Below are 23,475 nucleotides of genomic sequence, written 5' to 3' on the forward strand. Positions count from 1 at the left end.
CGATGGTACTGCACGGGAGACTGTGTGGGAGAGTAGGACACCGCCGCAATCAACATGCTGAAAGGCCCCGGACAAATGTCCGGGGCCTTTCGCATTTTCCGGGGCTGTTGCGATTCATTCGGTGAGCATGGCGTCGACGGTTTCGAGCTGGTTCTCGTTGAAGACGCGGATTCCGTGGGAGCGCAGGAGTTCGGTCGTCACTCCGACATCGGGGATTTTCGTTCCGGTGAAGGTTCCGTCGGCGATGGTGTTGCTGCCGCAGGAGGGGCTGTTCTCCTTGAGGACGGCGAATCTGATCTCCTCCTTCTGGGCTGCGGCGAGTGCGAGGGAGGCGCCGAGGCGGAAGGCGGGCGTCACGTCCTGCCCGTCGATGGTGATCACCTGGAGGCCGCGGCGTTCGGCGGCGGGCCGGGGAACGGCGAGACCTCCGGCGAGTTCGGGGCAGAAGGAGAGGACGCGTCCTTCCCTGCGCCAGCGCGCGAGGATCGCCGATCCACTGGTCTTGGCCCGGCCGTCGTAGCGGACCGGCGCGCCGAGCAGGCAGCTGCTCACCAGAATGCGTTCCACTCTTCCACGGTAATGGGGCCTTGCACCGCCCAGAACCCGGGCGAATAGTGAGGGTCACCCTGTATCGACGAGGGAGCGCTCATGGTTCTGCTGGGACGTCGTCCGCCGGAAGCACCGTCGCCGGACAGGCAGCGGGGGATGATCGTCTCCTGGCTGACGACGACGGACCACAAGGTCATCGGCTACCTCTACCTCATCACGAGCTTCGTGTTCTTCCTGCTGGCCGGCCTCATGGCGATGGTCATCAGGGCAGAGCTCGCGGAGACGGGCCTCCAGCTGGTCAGCCGTGAGCAGTACAACCAGCTGTTCACGATGCACGGCACGGTGATGCTGCTGTTGTTCGCCACCCCGCTTTTCGTCGGCTTCGCCAATGTGATCATGCCGCTGCAGATCGGTTCTCCCGACGTCGCCTTCCCCCGGCTCAACGCGTTCAGCTACTGGCTGTTCCTGTTCGGCGGGACGATGGTCGTCATCGGGTTCTTCCTGCCCGGGGGCGCGGCGAGCTTCGGCTGGACGGGGTACGCGCCGCTCAGCGGGGGCGCCCACTCGCCGAACATGGGCGCCGATCTGTGGATCATGGGTCTGGCGCTGTCGGGCCTCGGGACGATCCTCGGCGGCGTCAACTTCGTGACGACGATCATCTGCATGAGAGCGCCCGGCATGACCATGTTCCGGCTGCCGATCTTCGTCTGGAACATCCTGCTGACGAGCCTGCTGGTGCTGATGGCGTTCCCGATCCTCGCGGCCGCGCTGCTCGTGCTGGAGTCGGACCGCAAGTTGGGCTCGCACGTCTTCGACGCCGAGAACGGCGGTGCGCTGCTGTGGCAGCACCTGTTCTGGTTCTTCGGCCATCCCGAGGTCTACATCATCGCCCTGCCGTTCTTCGGGATCATCACCGAGGTCATCCCGGTCTTCAGCCGCAAGCCGCTGTTCGGGTACGTCGGGATGGTCGGGGCGACGATCTCGATCGCGGGCCTTTCGATGGCGGTGTGGGCGCACCACATGTTCACGACCGGCCAGGTCCTGCTGCCGTTCTTCTCGTTCATGACCTATCTGATCGCGGTGCCGACCGGGGTGAAGTTCTTCAACTGGGTCGGGACGATGTGGCGCGGGCACCTCTCGTTCGAGTCGCCGATGCTCTTCGCCGTCGGCTTCCTGGTGACGTTCCTGTTCGGCGGCCTGACCGGCATCATCCTGGCCTCCCCGCCGCTGGACTTCCAGCTCCAGGACAGTTACTTCGTCGTCGCGCACTTCCACTACGTCGTGTTCGGGACGGTCGTTTTCGCCATGTTCTCCGGCTTCTACTTCTGGTGGCCGAAGATGACCGGCAAGCTCCTGGACGACCGGCTCGGCAAGGTGCACTTCTGGCTGCTGTTCATCGGCTTCCACACCACGTTCCTGGTCCAGCACCTGCTGGGGGCGGAGGGGATGCCGCGCCGGTACGCCGACTACGCCAAGGAGTACGAGGGCATGAATCTGCTCTCCAGCGTCGGCGCGTTCGTGCTCGGCGGATCGACCCTGGTCTTCCTCTGGAACGTCTTCATCACCGCGAGGAACGGCAGGCGGGTGGCCGCCGACGACCCCTGGGGGTACGGCGGATCGCTGGAGTGGGCGACGTCCTGCCCGCCGCCGCGCCACAACTTCGTCCGGATCCCGCGGATCCGCAGCGTCCGCCCGGCCTTCGACCTGCACCACCCACGGCGGGAGCCGGAGACGGTCAAGGAGATCACCGACGCTGACGGGTGAGCGGTCGGCACACGGTAGGGGAGCGGGTGGAGTTGGAGGAAGTTCGCCGAGGCCTGTCAGCAGGTCGCGGGCGGGGGAGTCTTCGCCCCGAAGACCACCGGAGAGGTCAGGCGGCGCACCGTGGTGGACACGGTGCCGACCGGAGGCCGTTCCTCAAGGTGCTCGACAGGCTGACCACCAGGGCGGCCACCGCGATCACGATGCGGGACCGCCCGGGGCCTGACCCCGCGGGCGGGCCCGGGCAGCGCCCTGGCCCGGGCCTCTCCTGTCGGTGACGGGTGAAGCCGGGCCGAAGGGCCGGTCTACTTGGCGCTCTGCTTGCGGAACTGGTCGACGGCGATCTTGGCGATGCGGACGGCCCCGGCCGGGTTGATCCGCATTCCGCGCCAGGCCGCGCGGCCGGAGGCGGGGGCGACGATCAGGGCGTCGTTGCGCTTGACACCCTTCATGATGTCGCGGGCCAGCTTCTCGGCCGTGTAGAGGCGGCCGGGGACGGTGTCCTTGACGTCGGTGCCGGGCTTGCTCGACAGGGCGGTGTCGGGGAGCCCGTCGTTGACCGTCGCGAGCAGGGGGGTGTCGACGAAGCCGGGGCAGACCACGCTGACCTTGACGCCGTTGCCGGCGGCCTCGGCGCGCAGGCCGAGGGACAGGCCGACGACGGCGTGCTTGGTCGCGGTGTAGGGGATGCCCATCGGCATCGGGACCAGGCCCGCGAGCGAGGCCGTGTTGACGATGTGGCCGGATCCCTGCTTGATCATGATCCGGTAGGCGGCGTCGACGCCGTGGATGACGCCCTTGAGGTTGATGTCGATGGCCCGGTTCCAGTGGTCCATCGTGAGCTCTTCGGCGAGGCCGCCGATGGCGATGCCCGCGTTGTTGAAGACCAGGTCGAGCGAGCCGTGGTCGGTGGCGACCTGGTTGTAGAAGGCGGCGACGGCCTCGTTGTCGGTGACGTCGAGGGCCGCGGCGAACGCCTTGCCGGGGAGCTTGGCGTTCAGGGTGTCGGCGACCTCGGCGGCGCCCTCGGCGTTCCGGTCGGTCACGTAGACGGTGTCGCCGCGGCTGCTGAGCTCGGCGGCGATGGCACGTCCGATGCCGGAGGCTCCACCGGTGACGATCGCAATGCTCATGTGAGGGCTCCGGATCTCGGGAGGAAGTCTTAGACGAAATGTATAATAGTGGAGTGTAGTAGACGCATTATCGCGAGATCTACTCAGGTGAGCTCGAAGTCTGCCTTGCGAATTCTGCGGGTTCTGATCCAGTAATTCAGGGTCGAGGCCGGCCAGGCGGCGCGGTTCGTCCCGGAGGCGTCGAGGTACCAGCTCGTGCAGCCGCCCGAGACCCACACCGCGCCCGCGGACCTGCGCTGGACCCAGGCGTTGAAGCGGTCCTGCGCGCCCGGCCTGACCGCCACCCTGGTGCGGCCGTCGAGGAGCTTCAGCGCCTGGAGCACGTAGCGGACCTGCGCCTCGATCATGAAGATCATTGAATTGTGGCCGAGCCCGGAGTTCGGGCCCAGGATCAGGAACAGGTTCGGGAATCCCTTCACCGCGACGCCCATGTGGGCCTCGACGCCGTCGCGCCAGGCGTCCTGGATCTTGACGCCGTCCGCGCCGGTGAGGCGGGCGTTCTCCATCGCGTCGACCACGTGGAAGCCGGTGCCGAAGATGATCGTGTCCACCTCGTGGACGGTGCCGTCGTGCGAGACCACGGCGTTCTCGCGGATCTCCTTGATGCCGGAGAAGTCGACCGTGACGTTCGGGCGGACGAGGGCCGGATAGTAGTCGCTGGAGACCAGGGTGCGCTTGCAGCCCATCGTGTACTTCGGCGTCAGCCGGGCCCGCATCGCCGGGTCGGGGATCTGCCTGCGCAGGTGGCGGCGGGCGAGCGCCTCGCCGGCCCGCATCACGCGAGGGTTCTTGAAGCCGAGCACGGCCGACTCCTGGGCCAGGTAGATGCCCGCGCGGTAGAGCTTCTGGGCGGCCGGGACGCGTTCCCACAGGCGCCGCTCGAACCCCGCCACCGGCCGGTCGGGCTTGGGCAGGATCCAGGCGGGCGTGCGCTGGAAGACCGTCAGGTGCCCGGCCTTCCCCGCGATCTGCGGGACGAACTGGATCGCGCTCGCGCCCGTCCCGATCACCGCGACGCGCTTCCCGCGCAGGTCGTGGTCGTGCCTCCACTGGGCGGAGTGGAAGGTCACGCCCTCGAAGGTCTCCAGGCCCGGCAGATCGGGGATGTTCGGCTGGTGGAGCGGTCCCATGCCCGTGACCAGGGCGCGGCCGGTGTAGGTGGGACCGTTGGTCGTGACGTGCCAGACCTGGCCGGCGTCGTCGTACTCCGCGCCGAGCACCTCGGTGTCGTAGCGGATGTGGTCGGCGATGCCGTACTTGGACACGCAGTGCCTGATGTAGTCGAGCAGTTCCTCCTGGCGCGGGTACATGCGCGACCAGGTGGTGCGGGGCTCGAAGCTGTAGGAGTAGAGCAGCGACATGATGTCGCAGGCGGCGCCGGGGTAGGTGTTCTCGCGCCAGGTGCCGCCCACCTCGCCGGCCTTCTCCAGGACGACGAAGTCGTGCTCCCCGGCCCGCTTCAGGGCGATGGCCATGCCGAGACCGGAGAAACCGGTCCCGACGATCACCACCTTGTGGCTCATGCCGCGGCCTTGCGAGCGGTGGGCTTGGCCGCCCTGGGGTCGTCCCAGATGCCGAACGCCGACCAGATGCGCTTGTTGGCGCTGGTGGTGACGTCCAGTTCGTTCATCAGTTCGCGGATCTTGCCGACGCAGTTGCGGATCTCCTCCTGCGCGGCTTCGTTCTTGTAGGCCTCGCGGACGACGTCCCTGGGGATGTTGAAGTGCCGGACCATCGACCCGGGCGGGGACAGCATGATCCGTGCCATCGCGCCGAGGATGATCGGGGTGAGCACGCCCAGGGCCCTCTTGCGGGGCCTGGTCATGCCGGGCACGCGGTGCTTGAGGTAGTGGCGCGCGAAGGAGATGTGACGCGCCTCCTCGGCGATGTGGATCTTCATGATCGTCTCTTCGAGGGGGTGCTTGATGTGGCCCTCTTTGAGCGACTTGCGCTGCACGTAGTCGATCGGGTCCTCGCCGCCGAGGACGAACACGAAGAACAGCTCGGTGGAGATCAGCGGGATCAGCGGGGCGAGCTGGGCGATCGCGCTGAGCGCCCGCGGCATCCCCTTGATCGGCATCCCGGTCCGGTTCACGAACTCCTGGAACATCATGCCGTGGTGACACTCCTCGGTCGTCTCGTGGTAGACGTACCGGAACTCGGGGCGGCCGTTCGGCAGGCGGTAGGCGTAGTTCAGCAGGCCGCGCTTGAGCAGGTTCTCGAACTGCAGGCCGATCTTCATGGCCGTCGCGACCCGCCACAGGCCGATCCGCGCCTGGATCTCGACGGGCTGTGCCTGGTACCAGGCGGTGGAGCCGAGCCGGTCGACGCTCGGCAGCACCCAGCGGGGGTCGTCGGGGTCCATGTGGAACTCGGGGTCGTCCCACGGGATGTCCGCGTAGGCCTCCCAGTGCTTGTCGACGCTGGCCTTGTTCAGGCGGTCGATGACGCCCAGGTAGGACTTGCGGTCGCGGACGGTCTCGCGGACCTCTTCGGCGAGCTCGGCGGGGGGCTTGGCCATGGTTCTTACCTTTCGGTCGCGGCAGGCGGGATCAGGTCCCGCGCGAAGGCCTTGATCATGGTGAGGACGGCTTCCTGGTGGCCGTGCTCGTCGTCGTCCAGGGAGTGCTGGAGGGAGAGGCCGACGAGCAGGGCGAACAGCCCCCTGATGAGGGTGTCGACGGACTCCTCCGGCAGGGACTCGGGGAAGAGCTCGTGGAAGACCTCCTTGACGATCTCCACGACGCGGTTGTTGAGCTGCTTGGAGAGATCGCGGAGGGAGTCGTCGGTGCGGCCGGCGAGGGCCAGTTCCAGCAGGGCCATCGCGGGCGGCTGCCGGATCGTCTCCCAGAACAGGTCGAGGGCTCCGGCGACGTCGCGCCGCTCGTCGGGGAGGTCGGCGTAGGCGTCCTGGTACTCGTCGCGGAGCCGGCCGAGCAGGTGCTCGAGGGCGGCCGCGACCAGTTCCATCTTGGTCGGGTAGTGGTGCTGCTGGGCCCCTCGGGAGACGCCCGCCCGGCGGGAGACCTCGGTCGTCGACAGACCGGCCCAGCCGAGGTCGGCGAGCGTCGCGGCGGTGGCGTCGAGGAGTCTCGTCTGGGTGGCGGATCGGCGCTCGGCCTGGGTGCGGCGGCTGTCGTGCCGCCGGTGTCGGCGCCTGCTGACTGACATAAGTGGACGATACGTCTCATACTTACAAGCAAGCAAGCCTGCTTGTATGTCGTCCGGGTCACAGCCTGGTCCGGCAGCCTGGACTGCGGCACCACTAGGCTTGTGACATGGCGGTCAAGCAGTCGGACAAACTGGCCAACGTCTGTTACGAGATCCGTGGGCCGGTGCTCAAGCGCGCGCAGCAGCTCGAGGACGCGGGGCACCGGGTGCTCAAGCTGAACATCGGGAACCCGGCTCCCTTCGGGTTCGAGGCTCCGCCGGAGATCCTTCAGGACGTCATCCGGAACCTGTCGCAGGCGCACGGGTACAGCGACTCCAAAGGGCTGCTGTCGGCGCGGCGCGCGGTCGTGCAGCACTACGAGTCGCAGGGGCTGACCGGGATCGACGTCGAGGACGTCTACCTCGGCAACGGCGTGTCCGAGCTGATCGTCATGACGCTGCAGGCGCTGCTCGACAACGGCGACGAGGTGCTGATCCCCGCCCCGGACTACCCGCTGTGGACCGCCTCGGTCGCGCTCGGCGGCGGCACCCCCGTCCACTACCTCTGCGACGAGGGGGCGGGCTGGCAGCCGTCGCTGGAGGACATCGAGGCGAAGATCACGCCCCGCACGCGGGCACTGGTGATCATCAACCCGAACAACCCGACCGGCGCGGTGTACTCGCAAGAGACCCTGCTGGAGATCGCGGCCGTCGCGCGGCGGCACAACCTGATCATCTTCTCGGACGAGATCTACGACCGGATCCTGTTCGACGACGCGGTCCACCACTCGATCGCCGCCCTCGCGCCCGACCTGCTCTGCCTCACCTTCAGCGGGCTGTCGAAGGCCTACCGGGTGGCGGGGTTCCGGTCCGGCTGGGTCCTCGTCTCGGGGCCGAAGTCCGAGGCGGCGGACTACCTCGAGGGCCTGGACGTCATGGCCAACATGCGGTTGTGCCCGAACGCGCCGGCGCAGCACGCCATCCAGGCCGCGCTCGGCGGCAGGCAGAGCATCCGCGACCTGATCCTGCCCGGCGGACGCCTGCTGGAGCAGCGCGACCGGGCGGTCAAGCTGCTCAACGAGATCCCCGGGGTGAGCTGCGTCGAGCCCAAGGGAGCCCTGTACGTGTTCCCGAGGCTGGACCCGGCGGCCTACCCGGTCGAGGACGACATGCGCTTCTGCCTCGACCTGCTCGAGGAACAGAAGATCCTGATCGTGCACGGGACGGGCTTCAACTGGCCCGCCCCCGACCACTTCAGGATCGTCACGCTGCCGCAGGCGGACGTGCTCGAAGAGGCCATCGGGCGGATCGCCGCCTTCCTGGAGCCGCGCCGCCGCGGATGACCGTGGGGCTGTGGATAACGGCCGGGAAGGTCGGTGGCGGCCGGTACGGTTGCGGGGTGTCTGCGCCTGCTCCTCAGCCTCGTATCGCCGTCAGGGATCTTCCGCCGCTCGGCGATCTGCTCGCCGCCGGTGTGGGAGCGGTGGGCGGATCGGAGAGACCAGGGCAGAAGAAGATGGCCGAGGCCGTCGACATCGCCCTGCGGCGCAGGGAACACCTGGCCGTCCAGGCGGGGACGGGTACGGGGAAGTCGCTGGCCTACCTGATCCCGTCGGTGCGGTACGCGGTGTCGAAGGGGTCCACGGTCGTGATCTCGACGGCGACCATCGCGTTGCAGCAGCAGCTCGTCGACCGGGACCTGCCCCGGGTCGCGGCCGCGCTGGAGCCGCTGCTGGGACGGGATCTGCACTACGCGATCCTCAAGGGGCGGCGGAACTACCTGTGCCTCAACCGGATCCAGGTCGGCGCGCCCGACGATCCCGAGGACTCGCTGTTCGACACCGCTCAGATCTCCACGATGGGGCGGCACGTCCAGCGGCTGCACGAGTGGGCCGAGGAGACCGAGACGGGCGATCGCGACGAGCTGGTGCCGGGCGTCCCGGAGCAGGCGTGGCGGCAGGTGGCCGTCTCGGCGAAGGAGTGCCTGGGCGGGCAGCGGTGCCCGCAGGCGCAGACCTGCTTCTCCGAGCTGGCGCGGGCCGCGGCGGCCGAGGCCGACGTGGTCGTCACCAACCACGCCATGCTGGCGATCGACGCGCTCGAGGACTTCCAGGTCCTGCCCGAGCACGAGGCCGTGGTGATCGACGAGGCCCATGACCTGGTCGACCGGGTGACCTCGGTGGCCACCGGGGAGATCTCGGCCGGATCGGTCGAGGCGGCGGCGCGGCGGGCGGGCAAGGCCGTCGCCGACTCCACCGCCGACCGGCTCAAGGAGCTCGGCGAGGACCTGCGGCTCGGCATGGAGGAGCAGGAGGCGTCGCGGTTCGACCACCTTCCGTCCCATCTGGGACACACGCTCGTCGCCATCCGCGACGCGGCCCAGGCGTGCCTGAACGCCCTCGGGCCCGAGGCCAAGGACGCCGATCCGTCGGTGTCCGCGGTGCGGCGGGCCGCCAAGACCTCGCTGGAGGACGTCAAGGAGACGGCTTCGCGGATCCTCGGCTCGTTCGAGGCCTCGATCCCCGATCGGTGGGACGTCGTCTGGCTGTCCAAGAGCCGCGACGGCAAGTGGCCGCCGTCGCTGCACGTCGCGCCGATCGCGGTCGGCGGGCTGCTGCGCGAGTCGCTGTTCAAGTCGCGCACCACGATCCTGACCTCGGCGACCCTCACCCTCGGTGGCTCCTTCGAGCCGCTGGCCCACCAGTGGGGGCTGCCCCGGAACCCGACCGGGACCGCGGCCACCCTCGCGAGCCCGCCGCCCGCCGGCGCCCCCGTCGTCGGCGAGACCGTGGTCTCCGAGGAGGCGATCGGCGCTCCCGCCGAGGTGCCCGCTCCGGCCCCCGCGGTGGACGACGAGGAGGGGACCTCCCCGGACGATCCGAAGGAGGGCACGTCCGAGGACGACGACCGTCCGATCATCTGGTCGGGCCTCGACGTGGGATCGCCGTTCGACTATCCGCGCAGCGGCATCCTCTACCTGGCCAAGCACCTTCCGACACCCGGCCGCGACGGCCTGCAGCAGGAGTACATCGACGAGCTCACGGCGCTCATCGAGGCCGCGGGAGGCCGCACCCTCGGCCTGTTCTCCTCCAAGCGCGCCGCCGAGCAGGCAGCGGAGGCGGTGAAGGTCGACTTCCCGATCCTGTGCCAGGGCGAGGACTCGACCTCCCAGCTCGTCAAGCAGTTCGCCGAGTCCGAGGAGACCTGCCTGTTCGGCACCCTGTCCCTCTGGCAGGGCGTCGACGTCCCCGGCCGCTCCCTCTCCCTCGTGGTGATGGACCGCATCCCCTTCCCCCGCCCCGACGACCCGGTCGCCTCTGCCCGCCAGCGCGCCATCGGCGCCCGCGGCGGCAACGGCTTCATGCAGGTGGCCGCCTCCCAGGCTGCCCTTCTCCTGGCCCAGGGCGCCGGCCGTCTCCTGCGCAGCACCGCCGACAAGGGCGTCGTGGCCATCCTCGACCCGCGCCTCGCCACCGCCCGCTACGGCTCCTTCCTCAAGGCCTCCCTCCCTCCTTTCTGGACCACCACCGACCCCGAAACGGTCCGTTCCGCACTCAAGCGCCTCTCCACCTGAACCCCTCTCGCGGGCCTGCGCCCGCACCCCGGGCCGGGGTCGGGTTGGGACAAGCGGTCAGAGGAGGCCGGGGAGGAATTCCCAGACGAGGGCGGCTCCGGTGGCGAGAAGGAGGGCTGAGGTGGCCTTCAGGAGGTTGCGGTAGCGGGACTCGGTGAGGTGGCCGCGGGCCTGCGAGACGAGCGCTGCGAGGGTGAGCTTCGAGAGGACGAAGACGCCGTAGAACCCCAGGAGGAGGGCCGCCGCGTTCAGGGGGCCGGTGGTCCAGGCCGTCAGGAGCAGGGGAGCGCCCACCGTGATCCAGAACAGCCACGGGTGGGGGTTGAGCAGATTGACCAGGGCCGCTCGGAGCAGGACGCCGTTCTCCTCGCCCGGCTCGGCGTCGAGCGTCGCACGGCGAGCGCTCCGATAGGTCTCGACGGCGAGCACGCCGACGAAGGCCGCACCGGCCAGCGCCAGCACCGATGGAGCCCGCTCCGGCAACGCCGCCAGCACCGTCAGCGCCAGCACCACGATCGGAAGATCGGTCACGATCGGGGCGAACGCGACCTTGGCCCCTGCCCGCACCCCGCCCCGCAGCGTCGTGCTCAACAGCACCGCCAGCAGGGGCCCGGGCGCCACCCCCGCCCCGAACCCCAGCGAGGCACCCAGTACGAACTCATGCATAGCGCGCCACTCTAGGTCGAACCCAGGCTCCAGCCCTGCCCCGTCAGCAGTCCAGCGCTCTGCCGTCCGGGAGGGAGGAGCGAAGGGGCGGGCGGAGCGGTGGGCGGGCGGGCGCAGAGCGGTTGGAGTGGGAGCGCAGGTGGCTCCGCTCTTGGGGGTGAAATGGGCGGGGCGGTGGAGCGGCGGCTCCGCCCTTGGGAGGGCGGAGCCGCGTGGAGCGGTGGGGTGGGCGAGCGGAGCCGGGTGGAGCGGTGGGGTGGGGGAGCGGGTGGCTCTGCTCCTGGGAGGGCGGAGCCGGGTCGAGCGGTGGGGGCGGAGAGCGGGTGGCTCCGCCCTTGGGAGGGCGGAGCCGGGGTGGGTCAGGGGGTGAGGGTGAGGGTGTCGGTTGTTCGGGGGGTGATGGCGGTGGGGGTGGAGGGCCAGGGGATGGTCTCGCCCCTGGCCCAGAGGGGGGACTGGTCCCAGTAGTTCTTGGAGTAGGGGTGGGCGCTGGAACCGGTGAGGTTGATGTAGCGGGAGTTGTCGAAGTTCGAGAGGTCGGCGACGAGGCGCATGGAGGGGACCCAGTCGACACCGTAGCCCTCCTGGGCGTCCCAGCCGGTGGCGTTGACGATGGACTGGCCGCCGGAGAGATGGAGGGGGCCCCGGTTGAAGAGCTTCTCGATGGGGGCGATGCCCGAGGTGCCGAAGGTCTCGTTGGTCAGGGTGAGGGTGTGCAGGTCGCCCCACTTCCACTTGGCGGGGTTCTTGCCGAGGCGCTTGGTGAGCTCGGCGGAGGCGTCCTCCATCGATGCCCTGATGATGGTGTCGCGGGTCTCCCTGGTGGGGGTGGTGGAGTCGTCCCAGTAGGGGTCGTCCGGGTGGGTCAGCAGGGTGCGGACGACCTCGAACCAGCGGTCGCCTCCGTCGGGGCGGGTGCCCTCGGGGAGGTCGTCGTTGAAGGTGCGGAGCAGCAGATGGCGCCAGGCCGCGTTGTAGAAGGCGGCCGGGGCGGAGCCGGCGGGCTGGGTGAAGTCCCAGCCGGTGAGGAGGTCGGCGCCCTTGACGTCCTTGCCGACGCGCAGGAACTCGGGGGCGAGGGTCGAGGCGAAGCCGTTGCGGGTGTCGAGCTGGAGGGCGTTCATCGCCGCGATGTCGAGCTTGCCCGTCTGCTTGATCACCTCGTCGATGCGCTGGGCCCGGTAGCCGTAACCCCAGTCCTTGGTGAGGAGCGGCTGGTAGGAGGGGCCGACGACGGCGTTGTTGGCCGTGACGATGTAGCCCTCGGGCGGGTTGTAAGAGGTGGGGAGCTGCTCGAAGGGGATGTCGCCCTTCCACTCGTGGGCGCCGTCCCAGCCGGGGACGGGCCGGGTGCCGTCGCCCTTGGTGCGGACGGGGATCCGGCCGGGGGACTGGTAACCGATGTTGCCGTCGACGTCGGCGTAGACCAGGTTCTGGGAGGGCACCTGGAACTGGGCGGCGCCCGCGCGGAAGGACTTCCAGTCGGTGGCCTTGTTGAGAGCGAAGATCGCGTCGGCGGTCGTGCCGGGATCGAGGGCGGTCCAGCGCAGGGCGACGGACTGGCCGCCGGTCGCCAGCTTCTTCGGATCGTCCATGACATCGGAGATCAGGGGGCCGTGGCGGGAGGCCCGGACGGTGATCGTCACATCCTTCGCGCCCGCGACCTTGATCGTTTCGCTGCGGGTCTGGAGCGGTTCCTGGACGCCCTTGTACTCGTAGGTCGTCGGGGTGGTCTTCTCCAGGTAGAGATCGGTGACGTCGGGGCCGAGGTTGGTGAACCCCCACGCGACCCGCTGGTTGTGGCCGATGACGACGCCGGGCAGACCGGAGAAGGTGAAGCCGGTGACGTCGTAGGGGCAGGCTTCGGAGACCGTGCGGCAGTGCAGCCCGGCCTGGTACCAGACCGAGGGCAGGTGCGGCGCGAGGTGCGGGTCGTTGGCGAGCAGCGGCTTGCCGGTGGTGGTGTGGGCGCCGCCGACGACCCAGGAGTTGGAGCCGATCTCGGGCGCGCCGTTGCCGAGCATCTCCGGCATGGCGTTGATCGCCTCGAAGACGCTGCTCAGCGCCCGGGCGGAGCCGGTCTTGGCCTGGGGCGAGGTGAAGGTGCCGCCCGTCACCTTCCCGTCCTTGACGATCACCGGCATGCGGTCGTAGGCGTAGCCGGGGTAGAGCTGGTCGACCCTGTCCTTCGGGAGCTTCTGGTCGGCGAGGGCACGGCCGAGCTCCTCGTCCATGTTGGAGCGCAGGTCCCAGGCCATGGCCTTGAGCCAGGAGATCGAGTCGGCGGGGGTCCAGCGCTCGGGCTTGTAGCCGCTGCGCTGGAAGCCGAGCACGGAGTACTCGAACGCCTGGGTCGCGGTGTTCTCGTGCTGGTCGAGCCAGGTGTTGACGCCCGCGGCGTAGGACTCGAGCAGCCGGCGGGTCTCCGGCTTGAGCAGGCCGACCTCCTGCTCGGCGGTCTTGCGCCAGCCCAGGGTCCGCACGACCTTGTCGGTGTCGAGCGTGGTGTCGCCGAACAGCTCCGAGAGCCTTCCGGCCGTCACGTGGCGGCGGAAGTCCATCTCCCAGAACCGGTCCTGCGCGGTGACGTAGCCCTGGGCCTTCAGCAGATCGTCGGGGCTGTCGGCGTAGATCTGCGGGATCCCGTAGCGGTCCCGCTTGACCTCCACCTTGGCGGCCAGCCCGGGGACCTTCACGGTCCCGCTGTAGTCGGGGAACGCCCGCCGCACCGTCCACACCAGCCACAGCGCGGCGAGAACGACGATGACCAGCAGCAACGCCACGATCCGAACGCCCCACCGGGCGGGCCGAGGCCACTCACGCATGAAACTCACCCCCGTACCCTATGACCCACGTCACCCAGTTTTGACCACCTAGTCACCGGTGTCCTGCCTGCTAAGGAGGCCTTTGTTTCCGGAGGGTCGTCGTAGGCGACGGCGAGGTCCTCGGGGGTGAGGGTGATGCGGGCGTCGCTGGGGTGGAGCCCGGAGAGCAGGGCCTGGCGGAGCAGGGTGGACATGGAGTAGCCGGGGTCGGCCTCGTCGGACCGGTCGAGGGCGAGGTTGGCCAGCCCGCCGTCGCCGGACAGGTAGACCGCGTAGGCGAACAGGCAGGCGGGGGCGGGCAGGTAGCGGGGTTCGGCGTGGGTCATCACGTGGCGCCACAGGGCCAGGTGAGCGGACAGCTCGTCGGGGGCGATCAGGACCCAGGCCTCGTCGCGGACGCGCAGCGAGGCCAGCGCGACGGTGAGCTCCGCGACCTCACGCGGGGCGGGGAACGCCTCGCCCCGCAGGGCCCTGGCGATCGTCTCGCGGACCAGCTTCAGGCCCGCCCGCGCCGCGAAGGGCGGGGCGGCGGCCCGGGCCTCGGCCCTGAGGGTCTCCGCGCGCATCAGCTCACGGGCGGCCCCCGTGACGGGGGCCAGGGTCGCGGCCAGGGCGGATCGGTCGGGATGGGCCACCAGCCCGTCGAGGACGGCCTTCGCCTCGAGCGGCGTGGTGGTCAGGGGCGTGCCCTCGGGCGGGCAGCATCCGGGGGCGTCGCAGAGATAGGACCAGTAGCGTCCGGACTCGACGCGCAGTGCCTCACGGACCTGGAGCCCCGCCGTGGACAGGGCCTCGCGGGCGGCGGCGACGGCCGGTTCCGCCTCCTCGGCGGAGCCGTAGCCGACCAGCAGGGCGGCGGTGAAGTCATGGCAGGCGAGCAGGGCTGCCAGATGGTGCGCGGCCTTACCGCTCAGCGGTAAACCGAAGCGCAGCGCGCAGGTGCCGTGCGGGCCCCCGCAGCCGACGGCGACCAGGCTCCGCGACGGGTGGAAGCCCAGGAGGTAGGGAACGGCTCCGGCCAGATCGAGCGGGCCGCGGATCACCAGGGGAGCGGCGGCCTTGCGCATGTCGTCCATGCCAGGAGCAGAACAGATAACCCACCAAGACCGTTCCGGCCCCTGTGGACAACCCTGGATGTCAGTACGCCTAGAGCGTGCCGCGTTCCTTCTTGTTACGGGCGTTCCACTCGCGCATCCGGGGCGGGTAGCCCATGATCTGCACGTCGTAGCAGGGGATGGCGAGATCGCGGGCGACCTTGGCGATCACGGCGGGCGCGCCGACCCTGCGACGGGTCCACTCCCCGTCGTGGGCCACGGCGACGGCCGTGGTGTCGGTCGCGAAGGTCTCCGGCTCGACGTAGAACTCCACGCCGCGACGGCTCTTGGCGAACGCGATGAGCGCCTCGATGTCGGAGTCGGTGGCCTCACGGTCGAACTTGGTGATCGTGTTGCCCCGGTTGCGCCGGATACCGAACTTGTCCCAGAACCTCATGATCCCCCCGCAGCGATCCCCCCAAGGTGGAAAGACGATGCGCAACGATAACGAAAAAATCCCCCGAAGTGGTTCCCGCCACCCTGAGTACGGGCATGATCACAAACGGTTTAAGGGGACGGGGAGGACATGAGAGGCATCGCACCGATTGTGGGAATGGCGGCTTTGACCGTCACCGCCGCCTGTGGCGGAACGAAGATCGACGCAACCAACGTCAGTGTGGTCGCACCGAACGTCCGGGCGCAACCGGCCTCGGTCAAGGACGCCGACCCCGACGAGCGGCGCGGCCTGACCCGCGACGTGGTGCGCCTGAACTGCGGGAAGATCAAATGCGTGGCGCTGACGTTCGACGACGGCCCGATGGAGGACACCGGACGCCTCCTCAAGATCCTCGACGACTACCACGCCAAGGCGACCTTCTTCGTCGTCGGCACGATGGTCGAGGAGGACCCGGCCATGGTCCAGGAGGAGGTCGCGCACGGCCACGAGATCGCCAACCACAGCTGGGACCATTCCGATCTGTCCAGGCTCTCCGCGAGCGGGGTCCGCAGCCAGCTCAAGCGCACCCAGGACGTCGTCCACAAGGCCGCGGGCGTCAGGCCGGTGCTGCTCAGGCCGCCCTACGGTGCCACCAACGCCAGGGTCGCCTCCGCCGCGAAGTCCTTCGGGATGCCCCAGATCCTGTGGGCCGTGGACCCGCTGGACTGGAAGGACCACAGCTCCAGCGTGGTGGCCCGGCGCGTCCTGGCCAATACCCGCCGCGGCGACGTCGTCCTCATGCACGACATCCACCCGACGACCGTCAGCGCCGTCCCGAAGATCCTCGCCTCGCTCTCGGGCCGCGGCTTCCACTTCGTCACGGTCAGCGACCTGTTCGCCGGCGCGAAGCTGGTCCCCGGCCACCAGTACGTCGAGCGCCCGCCGTCCAAGGTCAAGCAGCAGGGATAGCACCCGCGACCCGGTGGGACCAGGGGTCAGTCAGGGTTGTCCCTGATGGAGATCGGGGCGGGGCGGGGGCAGCATCGAAGTATGGAACTCACTGAACTGCGGGTCGGGCATGCGGAGCGGGAGCCGGTCATCGAGCGGCTCAACCAGGCGTACGCCGAAGGGCGGCTGGACGAGGAGGAGCTCGAGCAGCGGGTGCATCTCGCGATCACGAGCAAGACCTACGGGGACCTGGAGGTGCTCACCAGGGATCTGGTGGCGCCCTCGGCTCTCGCGGTGGCCGAGGAGGCGACCGGAGAGGACCGGATGCTGGCGGGACTGGCCCACGCCTCCGGCATCGCGACGCTGTTCGTCGGCCCGCTGGTGTTCTTCCTCCTGAGCGGGCGGCGCTCGGCCTACGTCCGCAGGCACGCCGCCGCGGCGGTCAACTTCCAGCTCACGCTGCTGCTCGTCGCCGTCGTGACGTTCGGCGTCGGCGCTCTCCTGTACGTCGTCGCATGGCTGGTCGCCCTGGTGGCGGGCCTCTCGGCCGTCGCACAAGGGACATTCAACTACCCGTACACCATCCGTTTCCTGAAGTAGTCACTCCGTCGAATGAGGAATTTTCCAGGGGACCGGAGGTTTATGTGATCTGACAAGTGTGAAGATCGGAGGGGGGAGGCGCCCATGCTCGCAGTCGGATCCTCACATGACGAAGCCGTCATCGCGCTACGTGCGTCGTATGACGCCATACCGCCGGGTGCGCCCGTGCGCTTGGCGAAAGCCACATCGAACCTGTTCAGGTTCCGGGACGCTCCGGCGGCTCCGGGGCTCGACGTCAGCGGCTTCGACAAGGTCCTGCACGTGGACCCGGAGACGCGGACCGCGGTGGTCCAGGGGATGACCACCTACGAGGACCTCGTCGAGGCGACCCTGCGGCACGGCCTGATGCCGACCGTGGTGCCGCAGCTCAAGACCATCACCCTCGGCGGTGCCGTGACGGGCCTGGGCATCGAGTCCAGCTCGTTCAAGTACGGACTGCCGCATGAGGCCGTCCGCGAGATGGACATCCTGACCGGAGACGGCCAGGTGGTCACCGCGAGCCGGGACAACGAGCACGCGGACCTTTTCTACGGCTTTCCGAACTCGTACGGAACTCTCGGTTATGCCGTGAAACTGACCATCGACCTCATCCCGGTCAAGAAGTACGTCCGGCTGAGGCACCGCCTTTTCACCGACGCGGCGGAGGCCGCCAGGGCGATCCAGGAGACCGGCGACGAGGTCGATTTCCTCGACGGCACGGTGTTCGGCCCCGGTGAGATCTATCTGACCACCGGCGAGTTCACCGACGAGGCGCCCTACGTCTCCGACTACACGGGGCAGAAGATCTTCTACCAGTCGGTGCGCGAACGCAGCACGGACTTCCTGACCGTCCACGACTACCTGTGGCGCTGGGACACCGACTGGTTCTGGTGCTCCGGCGCGTTCGGTCTCAAGAAGCCACTGGTCCGCCGCCTGTGGCCGGACGCCAAGAAGCGGTCCGACGTCTACCGCAAGCTCGTCGCCTGGGACAAGCGCTCCCAGCTGTCGGCGCGCATCGACCGCTGGACGGGCAGGCCGCCCCGCGAGGACGTCATCCAGGACATCGAGGTCCCCACGGAGAACCTTCCCGGCTTCCTCGACTTCTTCCACGACGAGGTGCGGATGAGCCCGATCTGGCTCTGCCCGCTGAAGTCACGGGAGAAATGGCCCCTCTACCCGCTGGAGCAGGGCCGCAGTTATGTGAACGTGGGTTTCTGGGGAACGGTCCCGCAACAGCCGGGCAAGCTCCCCGACCACCACAACCGCCGCATCGAGCGTGTCGTCGACTCCCTGGACGGTCACAAGTCCCTGTACTCGACCGCCTACTACTCCCGTGAGGAGTTCTGGAGGCACTACGACGGCACCACCTACCGGTCCCTGAAGGAGCGTTACGACTCCGGATCCCGGCTGTACGACCTATACGAGAAGTGTGTGAGGGGCTCATGACCCTGGCAAAGGTCTTTGAGAGAGTGACGAACGGGGAGGATGTCCCCGTCGAGTTCGCGGCGTACGACGGCAGCCGGGCGGGAAGCCCCGACGCCGACGTGCGCATCGAGATCAGGACCCCGTACGCGGTGTCCTATCTCATCCGTTCGCCGGGCCTGCTCGGCCTGGCCCGCGCCTACGTATCCGGCCACATCGACGTCCACGGCGACATGTACGAGACCCTCACCAGGCTCTCGGACACCCTCAACGGGCTGACGTTCGCCGACCGGCTCCGGGTCCTCGGCGGTGTCGCCGACGATCCGCTGCTGCGCGCGGCGGCGGCGACCAGGGTGAAGCCGCCCGCCCAGGAGGCCCCGCGCAAGAGCAGGTTCCGGCGGCACTCCAAGGAACGCGACGCCGAGGCGATCCACCACCACTACGACGTGTCCAACCGGTTCTACGAGTGGGTGCTCGGCCCCTCGATGGCCTACACCTGCGCGGTCTACCCGTCCCTGGGCGCGAGCCTCGAGGAGGCCCAGGCGACCAAGTTCGACCTCGTCGCCCGCAAGATCGGCCTCGAGCCCGGCATGCGCCTGCTCGACGTAGGCTGCGGCTGGGGCGGCATGGTCATGCACGCGGCGCGCGAGTACGGGGTGAAGGCCCTGGGCGTGACGCTGTCGAAGCAGCAGGCCGAGTGGGCGCAGAAGGCGATCGCCGAGAACGGGCTGAGCGAGCTGGCCGAGGTCCGCTTCATGGACTACCGCGACGTTCCCGAGGCCGGCTTCGACGCGGTCAGCTCGATCGGCCTGACCGAGCACATCGGCCAGGCCAACGTGCCCGCCTACTTCCAGTTCCTCAACCGGAAGCTCAAGCCGGGCGGCCGGATGCTCAACCACGCGATCACCCGGCAGGACAACACGCAGGACTCCATCCGTCCCGACGGGTTCATCAACCGCTACGTCTTCCCGGACGGCGAGCTCGAGGGCCCCGGCTATCTGCAGTCGCAGATGAACGACCACGGGTTCGAGATCCGCCACCAGGAGAACTTCCGCGAGCACTACGCCATGACGCTGCGGGACTGGTGCCGCAACCTCGACGACCACTGGGAGGAGGCCGTCGAGGAGGTCGGCGAGGCCACGGCGCGGGTCTGGCGGCTCTACATGGCCGGATGCAGGCTCGGGTTCGACCGGAACTTCATCCAGCTCCACCAGATTCTGGGCGTGAAGCTGCCTAGTTCGGGCGTATCGGGCATGCCGCTGCGCGCGACCTGGGGAATCTGACATTCTGAAGCACGATCAAGGGGCCGTCCGTTAAGGGCGGCCTCTCTGCCGTGTCTTTAGAGGGGATCGCCGGGTTGAGCGTGATCAATGTGGGCCAGGCCGTGGTGCTGGGCGTCGTCGAGGGGATCACGGAGTTCCTGCCGATCTCCTCGACCGGGCATCTGAAGATCGTCGAAGGGCTGATGGGCATCCCCGTCGACGACGACTCGGTGGTCGGTTTCAGCGCGGTGATCCAGGTCGGGGCGATCGCGGCGGTGCTCGTCTACTTCTTCAAGGACATCCTGCGCTTCGCCGTGGCCTGGGCGCAGGGCCTGCCCGCCCTCCTCAGCAGGGGAGGGGAGCGTGTCGAGCAGACCCGCGACGCCAAGTTCGCCTGGTGGGTGATCTTCGCGACGATCCCGATCGTCGCGGTCGGCCTGGCGGCCAAGCCGCTGATCACCGGGCCGCTGGCCTCTCTGTGGGTGGTCGCCGCCTCGCTGATCGTCGGCTCCGGCGTGATGTGGTACGCCGACCGGGTGGCCACGCTCAAGCGCGGCGAGGCCGACATCACCTTCGCCGACGCGATGATCGTCGGTTCCTCGCAGATCCTCGCGCTGCTGTTCCCCGGCTTCTCCCGCTCGGGCGCGACGCTCTCGTTCGGCCTGTTCCGCGGCCTCGACCGGGTCGCCGCGACGCGCCTGTCGTTCTTCCTGTCGATCCCGGCGCTGACCGGCGCCGGGATCTACGAGCTGAAGGACGCGGTCGGCGGCGAGGTCGGCGCGGTCCCGCTGGCGGTCGGCACGATCGTGTCGTTCCTGGTCGCCTACGCCTCGATCGCGTGGCTGCTCCGCTACGTCGCCAAGCACACGCTCGGCGCGTTCATCGTCTACCGCATCGTGATCGGCATCCTGCTGTTCGCCCTGCTCGGCGCCGGGACGATCGACGCCTGAGCCGGTCTCACGGCGTCGCCGTGGTGATCCGCAGATCGGTGTGGATCACCAGGCCGCCCTCGGAGGTGAGGGCCGGTGCGACCGCTTCGAAGGCGGCGGCCCTGGCCTCGGGGAGACGCTCCTCGGGTAGCTGCTCCAGCAGGGCCCGCATGCCGTGCGACCACAGCCAGTCCCACCACTGGCCGGTGCCGGTGAAGCGCGTCTCGACGGTGACGTCCGTGATCTCCTGGACGTCCCAGCCGGCCAGGAGCTCCCTGATCGAGGCCGGATCGCGGAAGCGGTCCACGGGACGCTCGCCGCCACCCGGGGGAGCGAACGCGGCGATGGCCTTGACCGCGGCCTCGAACACCGGATCCTGCCGCCCGAACGTGCTGAAGGCGAGCCTGCCGCCGGGACGAAGCACCCGCCGGTACTCCGCGAGGGCGTCCTCGGGCGAGGGCAGAAAGAAGATCACCAGCCCGGCGAGGACGACGTCGAAGGAGGCGTCGGGGAAGTCGGGCGCCGCGGCGTCGCCCAGCCGGGTCGAGGCCCACGGCAGGTCCGCGACCGCTTCCGCGGCGCCCGCGACCATGCCCGGTGCGAGATCGGTGCCGATGACCGTCCCGCCGGGACCCGCCGCCTCGGCCGCGGGCCGCAGGACGTGCCCCCGGCCGCAGCCGACGTCCAGGACCCGGTCGCCCGGCGCGATGCCGGCCCGGCCGGCCAGCGCCCGTCCCATCGGGGCGAAGAACCGGGGCCCGGTCTGCTCGTAGGTTCCGGCCGAGCGGTCGAACACCGCCGCCACCGCCGCTTTCGCTTCGGCCGCTTTCACTTCCTCGGGCTTCATGTGCCGGATTGTCGCAGTCCGGCGCCCGCGGGCTCCAGGGGCGCACCGGGAGGCGGCAGGGGAACCGGAGCGGCGCCGAACGCCCCGCGCCCGGCCATGACGGCCACCAGCAGCGTGAAGGCGAGCAGGACCAGGGGAACCGAGGTCGACGCGCTGTTCCCGGCGTCGGACAACCAGGGCGAGGACAGCCGCACCCCCGGCAGCACGCACAGGGCCGTGGCGGTCCCGCGCAGCGCCAGCACGGTGTCGAGCCGGGAGGCGGGCATGATCGCCAGCGCTCCGAACAGCATCACGTCGTACCAGGGGTGGTAGATCGGCGTCGTCAGCACCCAGGCCAGCGCGAGGGCCAGGACCGTCCGGACCTCCCTCGGACCGTCGGGGAGGCCGCGCAGGAACACCCAGGCCAGCAGCGCCGCGGCCGCCCACGGCAGCCAGGAGCCGACCGGCACCCACCGGTTGAGCTGGAGCCACGGTGACAGGAACGACCAGGTGCCGCCCCGTTCGGCCAGCGCGCGGACCGCGGCGGTCCCGACGGCCGCGTACCCGGCGAGGAGCACCGCCGCCGCGCCCACGGCCACCGGCCCTGCGTCCGGGCAGCGCCGTCCCGGGGTGACGAGCGCGGCGGAGGCGAAGAGCGCGAAGGGAGCCTTGACCGCGCTCGCGCAGCCGAGCAGGACCCCGGCGACCAGCGGATGCCCGCGCAGCAGCAGGTAGAGGAAGCCGATGGCCGCGGCGGTGGCGAGGCCGTCGAGATGACCTCCCGCGCAGACCGCCCAGAGCATCAGCGGGTTGGCCGTCCACAGCAGATGGGCGCGCACGGGGGAGGTCAGCCGGGTCAGGACCGCCCCCGCCGCCACGAACGACAGCGCGTTGACGAGTTTCAGCACGAGGACGATCGCCGCGGCCGAGCCCCCGCCCAGCAGGGCCGCCCCCCACTGGACGGCCGTCGCCACGGGACCGTAGACCGACGGGGTGTTCCGCCAGGCCTCCGAGGACAGCAGCGCGACGGGATCGCCGAGCGAGCGGAGGTCGGCGGGCGTCCACTCGTGCGGATTGTGCCCGAGCACCGCGAGCCGGCCGTAGGTCGCGTAGTCCATCAGGTCGGTCGACCCGAGCGGAGGCACCAGGGCCAGCACCACGGCGGAGGCCGTCCCGAACAGGAAGAGCCCGCGCGCCGTCCCGCTCCCCGGCTCCGGCCCGGCGCGGCGCAGCCCCAGCAGGGTTCCACCCAGGCCGAGCAGCAGCGACGACCACAGGAGCGCGATCACGGGAAGGTCGCCGGGGTCGCCCAGGCGCACCGGCCAGTCGCCCTCGGGGAGGGTGGCCGAGGGGCCGAGGAGACCGGCGAGGAGCATCAGGGCGACGCTCAGGGCGAGGAGGAGGGCCACCGTCCGACCGTAGGGCGCCGAGGTGGAGGGCCGGTGGCCGTGACCTCTCCCGCGGATGACGGATGGATCAGGGGGCGAGCCACTCCAGGATCGCGGCGTTGACCTCGGCGGGCCGCTCGACCTGGAGGAAGTGCCCGGAGCGGGGGACGAGGTCGGCGCGCGAGCCCGGCGGTAGGTGGTCGGGCAGGGCGTCGAGACCGATGGCGTCGGCGGCCAGGCAGCCGTCGTCGGCCCCGTGCAGGTAGAGGGTCGGGACGGTACCGGGTGTCTCGGTGGCCGCCTGGCGTTCGGCGTAGGCGGACTGGTGCCGCGACGTGTCGAGCATGGCCCGGTAGTAGCCGAGCGCGGCGCCGGTGTTCTCGGGGGAGCGGAGGATCGCGTCGAAGACCGGGGTGAGGTCCTCGGTGTGCCCGGGAGACCAGTCGCGCCACAGGGAGGCCAGGAACTGCTCGTTGAGCGCCAGCTCGGCCAGCGGCGTCTGGAAGACGAAGATGTAGAAGGAGCGCTTGAGCTGATCGTAGGTCAGGAATCCGGACAGCAGGGCCGAGACGGGCGGCAGCGCCAGGGTGACCGCTTTGCGCCAGCGTCCGGGCTCGGCGTTGGTGGCCCCGTAGGTCGTCGCGGCGCCCCAGTCATGGCCGATGATCACAGAGTCGGGGCCGCCGCCGAGCGCCTCGTGCAGCGCGTTGGCGTCGGAGGCCAGGGCGCCGGTCTGGTAGGCCCCGTCGGACGGCACGGAGGTGGGGGCATACCCTCGCATGTAGGGCGCCACCACGCGATATCCGGCCTCGGCCAGGGCGGGCATCAGATGCCGCCAGGTGTGCGGGGTGTCGGGGAAACCGTGCAGGAGCAGGGCCAGCGGGCCGGTCGGCGACCCGGCCGAGAGGTAGCCGAACTCGAGCCCGTTCGCCTTGATCGTCATGATCTCGTCCATGCCGCCCGACGCTACTCCGGACCGTCCGGGATGACCAG

At 69.7% G+C, this 23,475-nt stretch carries 20 protein-coding genes; 8 read left to right on the plus strand and 12 right to left on the minus strand.

Annotated elements, in window-relative coordinates:
• Positions 1 to 114: 114 nt before the first annotated feature.
• Positions 115 to 567, minus strand: coding sequence for a 2-thiouracil desulfurase family protein (locus ABD785_RS29875; protein WP_344835084.1), 453 nt, complete (start codon positions 565 to 567; stop codon positions 115 to 117).
• Between the two features lie 81 nt (positions 568 to 648).
• Here ABD785_RS29875 and ctaD point away from each other — a divergent pair, with 81 nt between their 5' ends.
• Positions 649 to 2,313: an aa3-type cytochrome oxidase subunit I gene (ctaD, locus tag ABD785_RS29880; protein ID WP_344835086.1), complete on the plus strand. Its 1,665-nt coding sequence runs from the start codon at positions 649 to 651 to the stop codon at positions 2,311 to 2,313.
• 302 nt (positions 2,314 to 2,615) lie between these two features.
• Here ctaD and ABD785_RS29885 read toward each other — a convergent pair whose 3' ends face one another.
• From ABD785_RS29885 to ABD785_RS29900, 4 genes are all read right to left on the minus strand, one after another.
• Entirely contained in the window at positions 2,616 to 3,443 is an 828-nt protein-coding gene (locus ABD785_RS29885) for an SDR family oxidoreductase (RefSeq protein ID WP_344835088.1), read from the minus strand.
• Positions 3,444 to 3,526: 83 nt separating this feature from the next.
• Positions 3,527 to 4,966, minus strand: coding sequence for a flavin-containing monooxygenase (locus tag ABD785_RS29890; protein WP_344835091.1), 1,440 nt, complete (start codon positions 4,964 to 4,966; stop codon positions 3,527 to 3,529).
• Positions 4,963 to 5,964, minus strand: coding sequence for an AurF N-oxygenase family protein (locus tag ABD785_RS29895; RefSeq protein WP_344835093.1), 1,002 nt, complete (start codon positions 5,962 to 5,964; stop codon positions 4,963 to 4,965). Before ABD785_RS29895 ends, ABD785_RS29890 begins: the two co-directional genes overlap by 4 nt.
• A gap of 5 nt (positions 5,965 to 5,969) precedes the next feature.
• The gene (locus ABD785_RS29900; RefSeq protein ID WP_344835095.1) at positions 5,970 to 6,614 is read right to left on the minus strand and encodes a TetR/AcrR family transcriptional regulator; all 645 of its coding nucleotides are present in this window, start codon (positions 6,612 to 6,614) and stop codon (positions 5,970 to 5,972) included.
• A gap of 107 nt (positions 6,615 to 6,721) precedes the next feature.
• On the opposite strand from ABD785_RS29900, the gene ABD785_RS29905 reads away from it, so the two are divergent.
• Both ABD785_RS29905 and ABD785_RS29910 read left to right on the plus strand, forming a co-directional pair.
• Complete coding sequence (locus ABD785_RS29905) at positions 6,722 to 7,936, plus strand: pyridoxal phosphate-dependent aminotransferase (protein ID WP_344835096.1); 1,215 nt, start codon at positions 6,722 to 6,724, stop codon at positions 7,934 to 7,936.
• Positions 7,933 to 10,167, plus strand: a complete 2,235-nt coding sequence (locus ABD785_RS29910) for an ATP-dependent DNA helicase (protein WP_425547836.1) — start codon at positions 7,933 to 7,935, stop codon at positions 10,165 to 10,167. Before ABD785_RS29905 ends, ABD785_RS29910 begins: the two co-directional genes overlap by 4 nt.
• Before the next feature lie 57 nt (positions 10,168 to 10,224).
• Here the strand turns inward: ABD785_RS29910 and ABD785_RS29915 are convergent, their stop codons facing one another.
• From ABD785_RS29915 to ABD785_RS29930, 4 genes are all read right to left on the minus strand, one after another.
• Positions 10,225 to 10,833 carry a LysE family translocator gene (locus ABD785_RS29915; protein WP_344835098.1) on the minus strand — a complete coding sequence of 203 codons (609 nt, stop codon included), beginning with the start codon at positions 10,831 to 10,833 and terminating at the stop codon, positions 10,225 to 10,227.
• Positions 10,834 to 11,192: 359 nt separating this feature from the next.
• Positions 11,193 to 13,658 (minus strand): penicillin acylase family protein, encoded by a 2,466-nt coding sequence (locus ABD785_RS29920; RefSeq protein ID WP_344835100.1) that lies wholly within the window; start codon positions 13,656 to 13,658, stop codon positions 11,193 to 11,195.
• A 5-nt stretch (positions 13,659 to 13,663) separates the two neighbouring features.
• Positions 13,664 to 14,734 carry a DUF4192 domain-containing protein gene (locus ABD785_RS29925; protein WP_344835102.1) on the minus strand — a complete coding sequence of 357 codons (1,071 nt, stop codon included), beginning with the start codon at positions 14,732 to 14,734 and terminating at the stop codon, positions 13,664 to 13,666.
• A 70-nt stretch (positions 14,735 to 14,804) separates the two neighbouring features.
• On the minus strand, positions 14,805 to 15,149 hold the full coding sequence (locus ABD785_RS29930; protein WP_344835104.1) for a hypothetical protein: 345 nt from the start codon (positions 15,147 to 15,149) through the stop codon (positions 14,805 to 14,807).
• Positions 15,150 to 15,305: 156 nt separating this feature from the next.
• Here ABD785_RS29930 and ABD785_RS29935 point away from each other — a divergent pair, with 156 nt between their 5' ends.
• The 5 genes from ABD785_RS29935 (at position 15,306) to ABD785_RS29955 (ending at position 20,289) form a co-directional block, all read left to right on the plus strand.
• Entirely contained in the window at positions 15,306 to 16,097 is a 792-nt protein-coding gene (locus ABD785_RS29935; protein ID WP_344835105.1) for a polysaccharide deacetylase family protein, read from the plus strand.
• 81 nt (positions 16,098 to 16,178) lie between these two features.
• A complete protein-coding gene (locus ABD785_RS29940) occupies positions 16,179 to 16,676 on the plus strand; it encodes a DUF1707 and DUF4870 domain-containing protein (protein WP_344835106.1) in 498 nt (165 codons plus the stop codon).
• Positions 16,677 to 16,760: 84 nt separating this feature from the next.
• Positions 16,761 to 18,101, plus strand: a complete 1,341-nt coding sequence (locus ABD785_RS29945; protein ID WP_344835107.1) for an FAD-binding oxidoreductase — start codon at positions 16,761 to 16,763, stop codon at positions 18,099 to 18,101.
• Positions 18,098 to 19,360 carry a class I SAM-dependent methyltransferase gene (locus tag ABD785_RS29950; RefSeq protein ID WP_344835108.1) on the plus strand — a complete coding sequence of 421 codons (1,263 nt, stop codon included), beginning with the start codon at positions 18,098 to 18,100 and terminating at the stop codon, positions 19,358 to 19,360. Before ABD785_RS29945 ends, ABD785_RS29950 begins: the two co-directional genes overlap by 4 nt.
• Before the next feature lie 80 nt (positions 19,361 to 19,440).
• Positions 19,441 to 20,289, plus strand: coding sequence for an undecaprenyl-diphosphate phosphatase (locus ABD785_RS29955; RefSeq protein ID WP_344835300.1), 849 nt, complete (start codon positions 19,441 to 19,443; stop codon positions 20,287 to 20,289).
• Positions 20,290 to 20,296: 7 nt separating this feature from the next.
• Here ABD785_RS29955 and ABD785_RS29960 read toward each other — a convergent pair whose 3' ends face one another.
• From ABD785_RS29960 to ABD785_RS29970, 3 genes are all read right to left on the minus strand, one after another.
• Entirely contained in the window at positions 20,297 to 21,115 is an 819-nt protein-coding gene (locus ABD785_RS29960) for a class I SAM-dependent methyltransferase (protein ID WP_344835109.1), read from the minus strand.
• Complete coding sequence (locus ABD785_RS29965; RefSeq protein ID WP_344835111.1) at positions 21,112 to 22,503, minus strand: MptA/MptB family glycosyltransferase; 1,392 nt, start codon at positions 22,501 to 22,503, stop codon at positions 21,112 to 21,114. Before ABD785_RS29965 ends, ABD785_RS29960 begins: the two co-directional genes overlap by 4 nt.
• 67 nt (positions 22,504 to 22,570) lie before the next feature.
• The gene (locus tag ABD785_RS29970) at positions 22,571 to 23,437 is read right to left on the minus strand and encodes an alpha/beta fold hydrolase (RefSeq protein ID WP_344835112.1); all 867 of its coding nucleotides are present in this window, start codon (positions 23,435 to 23,437) and stop codon (positions 22,571 to 22,573) included.
• Positions 23,438 to 23,475 lie beyond the last annotated feature (38 nt).

The sequence above is a fragment of the Actinocorallia longicatena genome, from assembly GCF_039534125.1.
In the GTDB taxonomy this organism is placed as follows: Bacteria; Actinomycetota; Actinomycetes; order Streptosporangiales; family Streptosporangiaceae; genus Actinocorallia; species Actinocorallia longicatena.

Coding starts and splice junctions, on each gene's coding strand:
- ctaD (WP_344835086.1), top strand. CDS start 649: ATGGTTCTGCTGGGACGTCGTCCGCCGGAAGCACCGTCGCCGGACAGG.
- ABD785_RS29885 (WP_344835088.1), bottom strand. CDS start 3,443: ATGAGCATTGCGATCGTCACCGGTGGAGCCTCCGGCATCGGACGTGCC.
- ABD785_RS29890 (WP_344835091.1), bottom strand. CDS start 4,966: ATGAGCCACAAGGTGGTGATCGTCGGGACCGGTTTCTCCGGTCTCGGC.
- ABD785_RS29895 (WP_344835093.1), bottom strand. CDS start 5,964: ATGGCCAAGCCCCCCGCCGAGCTCGCCGAAGAGGTCCGCGAGACCGTC.
- ABD785_RS29900 (WP_344835095.1), bottom strand. CDS start 6,614: ATGTCAGTCAGCAGGCGCCGACACCGGCGGCACGACAGCCGCCGCACC.
- ABD785_RS29905 (WP_344835096.1), top strand. CDS start 6,722: ATGGCGGTCAAGCAGTCGGACAAACTGGCCAACGTCTGTTACGAGATC.
- ABD785_RS29910 (WP_425547836.1), top strand. CDS start 7,933: ATGACCGTGGGGCTGTGGATAACGGCCGGGAAGGTCGGTGGCGGCCGG.
- ABD785_RS29915 (WP_344835098.1), bottom strand. CDS start 10,833: ATGCATGAGTTCGTACTGGGTGCCTCGCTGGGGTTCGGGGCGGGGGTG.
- ABD785_RS29920 (WP_344835100.1), bottom strand. CDS start 13,658: ATGCGTGAGTGGCCTCGGCCCGCCCGGTGGGGCGTTCGGATCGTGGCG.
- ABD785_RS29925 (WP_344835102.1), bottom strand. CDS start 14,734: ATGGACGACATGCGCAAGGCCGCCGCTCCCCTGGTGATCCGCGGCCCG.
- ABD785_RS29930 (WP_344835104.1), bottom strand. CDS start 15,149: ATGAGGTTCTGGGACAAGTTCGGTATCCGGCGCAACCGGGGCAACACG.
- ABD785_RS29935 (WP_344835105.1), top strand. CDS start 15,306: ATGGCGGCTTTGACCGTCACCGCCGCCTGTGGCGGAACGAAGATCGAC.
- ABD785_RS29940 (WP_344835106.1), top strand. CDS start 16,179: ATGGAACTCACTGAACTGCGGGTCGGGCATGCGGAGCGGGAGCCGGTC.
- ABD785_RS29945 (WP_344835107.1), top strand. CDS start 16,761: ATGCTCGCAGTCGGATCCTCACATGACGAAGCCGTCATCGCGCTACGT.
- ABD785_RS29950 (WP_344835108.1), top strand. CDS start 18,098: ATGACCCTGGCAAAGGTCTTTGAGAGAGTGACGAACGGGGAGGATGTC.
- ABD785_RS29960 (WP_344835109.1), bottom strand. CDS start 21,115: ATGAAGCCCGAGGAAGTGAAAGCGGCCGAAGCGAAAGCGGCGGTGGCG.
- ABD785_RS29970 (WP_344835112.1), bottom strand. CDS start 23,437: ATGGACGAGATCATGACGATCAAGGCGAACGGGCTCGAGTTCGGCTAC.